Origin of the sequence: Treponema sp., from assembly GCF_051883275.1 — a bacterium.
In the GTDB taxonomy this organism is placed as follows: domain Bacteria; phylum Spirochaetota; class Spirochaetia; order Treponematales; family Treponemataceae; genus Treponema_D.
On sequence record NZ_JBJETK010000038.1, the window covers coordinates 1 to 1,865 of the forward strand.

3 protein-coding genes are annotated in these 1,865 nt (G+C 42.3%); all 3 read left to right on the top strand.

Translation table 11 applies throughout. The features are described 5' to 3' along the window. Nucleotides 1-166 precede the first annotated feature (166 nt). Entirely contained in the window at nt 167-1,198 is a 1,032-nt protein-coding gene (locus ACI4L0_RS06175) for an LPP20 family lipoprotein (protein ID WP_439799295.1), read from the top strand. A gap of 25 nt (nt 1,199-1,223) precedes the next feature. Then, complete coding sequence (locus tag ACI4L0_RS06180) at nt 1,224-1,565, top strand: hypothetical protein (RefSeq protein ID WP_439799296.1); 342 nt, start codon at nt 1,224-1,226, stop codon at nt 1,563-1,565. A 37-nt stretch (nt 1,566-1,602) separates the two neighbouring features. Continuing rightward, nucleotides 1,603-1,865 (top strand): hypothetical protein (locus tag ACI4L0_RS06185; protein WP_439799297.1); only part of this gene is annotated, 263 nt, incomplete at its 3' end.

A 1,865-nucleotide genomic window follows, 5' to 3' on the forward strand; every position in this document is an offset into this window, starting at 1 on the left:
GCGAAATTCAAGGTTAACACTGAAAAATCCTCAATAGGATTTATTCAGTGTTTCCCTGACTTTTTTATGAACGGCAAAGGAACTGTTTCTGTACTGAATTTTATCAGCGTGGAACAGTTCCTCTTGCTGTTTTTTATATAAATATCATCGGTGTGGAAATTTTAGAATGAAAACAGCAAAAAACTTTAATTCAAGAGGAATAAAAAATAAATTCCTTTTTCTATTTTTTCTTCTGTGTACATTTTCCTGTTTTGCAAAGGGCGAGCCGGAATGGTTTTTGAACTGGCGGAATGTCTATCCGAACGAAAAATACATAGCACAGCGCGGAAGGGGCGAAAATGCAGAAAAAGCCCGGACAGATGCGCTCTCACAGATTGCCCGTTATTTTCAGACGACAGTAAATGCAAATCTTACTACAACAATGCAGTCCGTAACTTCGGAAAACTCTGTTGCAGAAAATACAACAGTCATTGACGAAGTATCGGTTCTTTCGCAGGTTGAACTGTTTGCCGTTGAGTACACGGAAGGCTATTACTACAAAAAAGAAAAAAAGTGGTACAGCGTAGCATTTATAGAACGCAGCAGCGCATGGACGCAATTTAAGCCGCAGGTTGATATGGAAAAAAATACGTTCAACCGTATGTATCAGAAAGCCTTTGGGGAAAGCGAACCGCTTGAAAAACTAAAAAGTTTAAAGACTGCCTTTGAGCAGGGAAAAAAACTTTTGCAGAAACTTGAATATGCAAGAATTATAAATCCTGCTGAAGAAGAAAAATATGCGGCGGAAAGGAAAGATGTTTCTGAAATTCCTGCGCTGTTTTCGGAAGAAAAAGCAAAATGCAGGGTGTATGTTTCCGTTCCGGCTGATTACAGCAGGATTATTACGGCAGCCGTAACTTCTTCGTTCGGCGAGTGCGGCTTTTCTGTAGCAAAATCTTTAAGCGAAGCATCTCATATTGCAGAAGTTTTAATAGAAGACAATGCATTTGGAAGCGAACCTGTGTCAATTATTCCGGCTGTAAGCCTGAAGCTCACCGGCGCAGAAACAGGGCAGACTGTCTTTTCATTCGAGGCGGAATCAAAAAAAAAAACAGTTTCGTATACTTTGGAAAATGCAAGGAAAAAAGCGTGTCCAAAGCTGGCAGGGGAATTAAAGGCAGAAATAAAAAACAATCTTGGAGCTGCTTTTACATTATAAAAAATCATTTATATGGAGAAAAATGATGAAAAAAATCACAGTTACAATGGCAGGTGCTTTTGCGGCACTTATTTTAGGATTTTCAGGCTGCGGAACAACAAAGACAGTTTCAGAGTCAAGCGTGAATGTCAATGTTGACGATGAAGTTGACAAGGTTACCGTAATTGACTGGACGGACAGAACTCTGGGAGAAGTTGCCGCACCGCAGTGGCTTAAGAATATCCGCCGCGGAAATTCAGACACATTCAAGGAAATGTGGGGAACGGACTCAAGCCGCGTTGTAAAGGTAATCATGGCAACAGGAAAGACAGAGGCAACGGCACAGGCATTGAGCCGGGGCGGGATTCGCATATACGCAGGCAGCTGAGCTCAGCCAGAAAGTAATCGGACGCGTGGGACAGGGATTGAATGATGTTGGTCAGCTTGAGGCCGTTTATGTTGCCGCAAGCGAAACAAAGGCAGATATGACAGGACTTCGCGAGGAAACAGGATTCTACCAGAAAGTGCGCACAACAAAGGCAGGAACAAAGGAGCAGAGCGAAAAGTACATTTACTACACAGTTTACTCAATGGACAAGACAACCTGGGATAACCTCTGCAAAAAATACCTTATGGACGTGATGGGCGGCGCAAACCTCGAAACAGAAACACAGAAAAAAATCGGTGC